We start from the raw sequence: 4,535 nt of genomic DNA on the forward strand, positions 1-4,535 counted from the left end.
GCAGGTAATCAACGGGGCCACTGCCCGAACCGGCACCCCGTGAGTGAATTTTAACGATCACGGTGCTGCTCCAGCAGTTCACCGAGATTACGGTCGAGGCTGTTTAACACCGCCAGCAGGGAAACGCGCTCAGTGGAGTTCAGTCCGTCGAGCTGGTTAAGACGGCGGGCGATCTGGTTGAGGTTGTTGCCGATACCGCTGACCTGTCGCAGCAGTTCGGGCGACACATCAGGCAGACGGCGCTTTCTGGCAGTGTGTTCTCCCAGACCGAGCTGACGCAGCCATTCGGCCAGATGAGTTCGGTCACACCGGTCTATCAGACGCTGATGCTCTGAGTCGGTAAGACGGATTTTGATCTCTCTCGTGCGCTTTTCCATTCTCACTCCGCTGAGAAATATTCGCACCCAAAGTGCGAAAGTTTCGCAGTGGATGCCCGGGGTTTCGGGGGGCGGCGAGCCCCCTGAACCAGTCACAGAAGGAACCTCGTAGAGGGGACGCTGTGTGTACTGGCTTAAAGTATGATGGAGTATGTCAGATTCTGTAGTCGCTGCAAAAAAAGCCCCTCTGCAAAGAAGGGCTGTTATCTGATATAGGCTTGTTTTTGTCTCACCATACGGATAACCCAGAGGGTGCTGCTTCACCAAGAGTATATCTTCATGGATAATGTGCTGAGGATGATTATTTGGATATCTGTAAATGATAGATAAAATAAAAGATAATGCATTTAGAATTATATATGCTTTGCTTTGCTTATTAATATGCGTTGGTTCGTGGCATTATCAAGATGATATATTGTCATCTTCAGTTGGGATGTTGGTTTTTTCCTATTATGCTTCAGTAGCAACTGTGATCGCTTTAATTATTGCTGTGCTGGAAATATTTTACGCCATAAAGATAACGAAAAGCATTCAGCAAAAAACCCAAGAGAGAATTGACACATTCAAAAACCAAACGGTGTCACATTTGTCTCATGTATGCTCATCGTATTATGAATCCGCTATTGATGATTTAGTAAACCATCAATATAGCCAGTTATCTTTAAATTTCAGAGTTGCATTAAAGCTACATAGGAATATAGCAAATAACTTCATATCGAAAGAAGATAGGGATTTATTTGAAGATAAAAAAAATATTTTGGATGAGCTAGAGAAAAATATACATGATGCTCGGTGTATGCCTCTGAAAGAAAAAATATCGACGAGAACGTCAAAGAAAATACGAGAGTCGCTCATGGACATTAAGAGTATGATTGATTCAAAACACACATTCACGAACGTAGAGGGATAGCACTATGCTGCCAGAAAACATTGCTAACTTTGTAAAGTTCATGATAAATGAGACTAGGAACGGCAACGTCCGTTGGTCCTACGACTCAAATAATGACCTTGTAAGCACAAGCTATAACGGAATGTATATATCTTTGGATTCCGCATTTGATCATGACAATGGTTATAATTTTCACAGATTGAGCATAATCCAGAATGAAAAGAATTTCTTCTTCCCGATTAATCAATATACTGATGGCTATGATCTTTTGAAAACATTATACCTTCAAGCTCAAGCATCAGACTTTAGATTCTAAATTAAAAGAGAAGATATGGGCTACAGCTCATATCTTCTATAATAAGTTGATCTAGAAATACCTAAGGATAGCCACTCTTTTTTTGAATTAATAGAGCCATCAACAACAGAACCTTTTTTTCTTCCACCACCTTTACTTTTCATACCACCTTTAGAACCACGAAGTGACTGTATGTGTGATTGATGGGTATTCCTTACATAATCATCAAATGATTTTTCGCTAAATTCTCTATGAGTCCATTTAGCAATACTTTTAGCTATCCCTCTCACTTCATTTTCTTCAAGAGGTGCTGCAAATTGCAGGTTATAGGCGCGAGCTCTTTCATCGCAGGCTTGCTGCCACTGATCATACTCCGGCCAACCCTGACGAATCGCGCGGTATGCCCACTTGCGGGTTTTATCGAACAGGGTGCAGTTACGGCCTAAACCGTAGTCGGCTACGATTTCTTTGTCGTTCGCAGCGTTCAGGTCGAGCGAGTCGGCCAGCCAGTCCAGTGTGTAGAGTTCCGGCTGCCAGACGGCAATTTTCCAATAACCGTGGTTCGGATTCTTGCAAATTAACCCCGAATACCCCACGTCAGCGTCCAGTTTTTTACGTAGCGCGTTCTCGACCGCAGCAGCGTACTTCAGTGGCTTCATTTTTCCATCAGGAGCGGTGCGTATCGAAGTTTTCAGCGCATAGAGTAGGTGTGCGTGTCCGTTTTCGGGATTGGTGATGGTCAGCGTGGGCGCGGGCGCATTGCGATCGCTCCAGTCGATGGCGGCACCGAGACGGTCAACGTCAAATCCCAGCCAGAACATGGCATGAGGCTGATTGAACTGGATGTATTTCGCCAGAATGGCGCGTTCTTTACCTGCAATACGTACACCAAAGTACAGGTCGTCCGAAAAATACGGCTTGTGTGGTAAGCGGTCGTTGAAGAGCTCGAGTGCAGCGTTATGCAATGCGCCCTGCGCTTATGGCGGGCTGTTGTCTGGCACGGTTCATGTGCTAATATCCTTTCAAGGTTTCGTACCTGGCCCTGGTTATCATGCGGATCCGCCAAGATTAGACATGATGCCGGGGCTTCGTTTTTTCTGCCGTTAAACTTACACCTTAAGACAGCAGATTGTCATTAGTCTCTAAAGAGATACGGGATTCCAACAGAAGTCTCTTACGATAATCACGTTGTTGCCGTAGATGATATGAAGGTCATTTTTTTTCAGGCTTTCTGCCACCTTCCCCATAACAACATCTGCAAGCCTTTCTCTCTCACAAATCTCGTAAAACTGTACCCACTTCAAAGTAATACACTCATTTCCATTTTTTCTCATTAACTCATTTATTTCTTTAGCTATTGCTTGCGCACCCTTAGCCATTTTTTATTTTCCAAAACAAATTAAATTGACGCTGAGATTACACTAAAAAAACCTTAGAGCAATCTAAAGATGAATCTGTAGTGAACTAAAAAATCACATCGAGGGTCCCTGATAGCGAATCGGCTTTTTCTGCGGTTCCGGCTGCTGCTCTCGCAACTTCTCTGCACGGACGCGGTCATGCTGTCTAATCAGCGCATCAAGCGGCTGAAGTTCCTGCTCAAGCTCTCGACCTGCGCGCGCAAGCTGTCCACCTGATTGCTCAAGTGCTGACACGCCCTGTCGCTGCGGTTCAGTGCCAGTGAGGTAGTCTCGAACATGTTCTGCAAACTGCTGTAGCTTTCCTGCCACGCCTGATGCTGTTGCTCGTAGCTGGCCTGTAAGCTCTCTAAGGCGCTCAGAAGCTGTTTTTCCATTTCGGTCATGGTTTTCTGTGTCCTGTGGGTCAAAATCGTTCAGGGGCGTTTCTGTGCGTTCTGACGAGGTTACTTCGCGGTGTACTTCACCACCGTATTGCCCGCCGTCGAGGTGTAGGTTTCCACGCCGTGCGCCTTCACCGGCAGCACCACCAGGTAACCGTTCTTCTGGCTGTCGTCGCTGTAGATCGTCACCCCCGCGCCGCTTTTCGCTTTCAGGCTCGCCAGCTGCTGGCTGTAGCCGTCGATGTCGCTCAGGCGTGAGCTGATGATCTGCCCCTGAAGCCAGATTATCCCGCTCAGGATGCCAATCAGAATCGCGGCGCAGACCACTATCCAGATCAGCACGGTGGTGACCGTGGCTCTGAGCATACCCGTCAGCCTGCCGTTCTGTTCGCGGATAGCGTTGCTGATGCTCTGCGAGCTTGATTGCAGTTCCGCGCTGATAGACGTTTCCAGCCTCACGAACTCGCGCTTCACGCTCTGCTCGGTATCCTGCGCTTGCTGCTTCGATTTCTCCTCGAAGCCCTTCGCCAAATTTAAAATCTCGCTCATAAATCATTCCTTTCAGCCGGATGTTTCTGCCGCCGGACGGGTCGGCAATACTGATGCTGCTTTTGGTTTCTCGCGCCACGGTGAGGCCAATGCTTTCGAGCTGAGTCACCACGTCCTGCCGGCTGCGTATCGCGCCCTGTGCCATCAGGTTCATCAGGCCGGCGGTCAGCTTTTCCGCTGCCTGCTGTTTGTCTCGCGGCAGGTCGCTGGCCTGCGTCAGCGGGCGGCGATAGGCAGGGTCATTGGGGTCGCGCAGTCCTAACCGGCCGTTGGTCAGCGTCTGCCAGGCGTTTACCCTGGGACGGTCGGCGCGGTCAAAGTAGGGTTGCAGACGTTTGCCGCTCTGCAATTCGATGTTCGGGATCACGAAGTTCAGCTCGAGGCGGCCTTTGTCCTGATGCTCAACCCACAGACAGGCGTACTGGTCTTTGTCGAGACCGGTCATCAGTGTCTGTTCCCATTCGTCCATCAGCCGCGCTTTTTCTGGCTCTGCAATGTCGGCCTCCTGAAAGGACAACACGCCGGAGGTGTAGCCGCGGGCAAAGTCACAGCCGTCAATCAGTTCGCGGGTGCGTTCGGCATCTCCCCGCAGCACGCGGGCGTCACTACGCTGGCGATCTTTGCCCA

6 protein-coding genes and 1 pseudogene are annotated in these 4,535 nt (G+C 48.8%); 1 reads left to right on the plus strand and 6 read right to left on the minus strand.

Going from position 1 to position 4,535, the window contains the following annotated elements:
• Positions 1-50 precede the first annotated feature (50 nt).
• The gene (locus K7X24_RS21740) at positions 51-377 is read right to left on the minus strand and encodes a plasmid mobilization protein (protein ID WP_048263480.1); all 327 of its coding nucleotides are present in this window, start codon (positions 375-377) and stop codon (positions 51-53) included.
• Positions 378-696: 319 nt separating this feature from the next.
• On the opposite strand from K7X24_RS21740, the gene K7X24_RS21745 reads away from it, so the two are divergent.
• Positions 697-1,287 (plus strand): hypothetical protein, encoded by a 591-nt coding sequence (locus tag K7X24_RS21745; protein ID WP_048263477.1) that lies wholly within the window; start codon positions 697-699, stop codon positions 1,285-1,287.
• A 315-nt stretch (positions 1,288-1,602) separates the two neighbouring features.
• Here K7X24_RS21745 and K7X24_RS21750 read toward each other — a convergent pair whose 3' ends face one another.
• The 5 genes and pseudogenes from K7X24_RS21750 to K7X24_RS22240 all read right to left on the minus strand — a co-directional run.
• Positions 1,603-2,526, minus strand: coding sequence for a replication initiation protein (locus K7X24_RS21750; RefSeq protein WP_101749544.1), 924 nt, complete (start codon positions 2,524-2,526; stop codon positions 1,603-1,605).
• Positions 2,527-2,703: 177 nt separating this feature from the next.
• Entirely contained in the window at positions 2,704-2,940 is a 237-nt protein-coding gene (locus K7X24_RS21755; RefSeq protein ID WP_048263483.1) for a hypothetical protein, read from the minus strand.
• Between the two features lie 188 nt (positions 2,941-3,128).
• Positions 3,129-3,362, minus strand: a complete 234-nt coding sequence (locus K7X24_RS21760) for an MbeD family mobilization/exclusion protein (RefSeq protein WP_101749545.1) — start codon at positions 3,360-3,362, stop codon at positions 3,129-3,131.
• 60 nt (positions 3,363-3,422) lie between these two features.
• Positions 3,423-3,908: an MbeB family mobilization protein gene (locus K7X24_RS21765; protein ID WP_101749546.1), complete on the minus strand. Its 486-nt coding sequence runs from the start codon at positions 3,906-3,908 to the stop codon at positions 3,423-3,425.
• 370 nt (positions 3,909-4,278) lie between these two features.
• A pseudogene (locus K7X24_RS22240) lies at positions 4,279-4,377 on the minus strand (hypothetical protein); the annotation flags it as partial.
• Positions 4,378-4,535: the final 158 nt, after the last annotated feature.

The organism is Pectobacterium versatile, assembly GCF_020166435.1.
GTDB classification, from domain to species: Bacteria; Pseudomonadota; Gammaproteobacteria; order Enterobacterales; family Enterobacteriaceae; genus Pectobacterium; species Pectobacterium versatile.

Bases quoted from the DNA above. Each gene is read 5' to 3' on its own strand.
- K7X24_RS21745 (WP_048263477.1), top strand. From the start codon at position 697: ATGATAGATAAAATAAAAGATAATGCATTTAGAATTATATATGCTTTG.
- K7X24_RS21760 (WP_101749545.1), bottom strand. From the start codon at position 3,362: ATGACCGAAATGGAAAAACAGCTTCTGAGCGCCTTAGAGAGCTTACAG.
- K7X24_RS21755 (WP_048263483.1), bottom strand. From the start codon at position 2,940: ATGGCTAAGGGTGCGCAAGCAATAGCTAAAGAAATAAATGAGTTAATG.
- K7X24_RS21740 (WP_048263480.1), bottom strand. From the start codon at position 377: ATGGAAAAGCGCACGAGAGAGATCAAAATCCGTCTTACCGACTCAGAG.
- K7X24_RS21765 (WP_101749546.1), bottom strand. From the start codon at position 3,908: ATGAGCGAGATTTTAAATTTGGCGAAGGGCTTCGAGGAGAAATCGAAG.